We start from the raw sequence: 254 nt of genomic DNA, 5'->3' as shown, positions 1-254 counted from the left end.
CTACCCCCCATTCCTACTTACCCCAAAACCCAAATACATCCCCAAACCTTTCATGCACCCCCATCATCTCCTTCAACACTTTTTCACCACCATTCCTCTTCACCAACACAACATCTATAATCATCTTCACCCTATTCAACATCACTTCACCTCCCATTCTATTACTTCCATTCACTCTTTCCTCCAATACTTCCGTCACCATGAGACTCCCTTACCTCACCTCAAAAATCTTCACGACCTCATGACTAATACCC

The 254-nt window shown here is 44.1% G+C and carries 1 protein-coding gene; it reads right to left on the bottom strand.

Annotation, left to right across the window (positions count from 1 at the left end):
- Positions 1-13: 13 nt before the first annotated feature.
- A complete protein-coding gene (locus FS628_RS30765; protein WP_145326699.1) occupies positions 14-199 on the bottom strand; it encodes a hypothetical protein in 186 nt (61 codons plus the stop codon).
- Between the last annotated feature and the right edge of the window lie 55 nt (positions 200-254).

The sequence above is a fragment of the Paenibacillus xylanexedens genome (assembly GCF_007676705.1).
Classification (GTDB): domain Bacteria; phylum Bacillota; class Bacilli; order Paenibacillales; family Paenibacillaceae; genus Paenibacillus; species Paenibacillus xylanexedens_C.
Note: the sequence above shows the minus strand (reverse complement) of the source record. Positions and strands in the feature narration are given on the sequence as shown.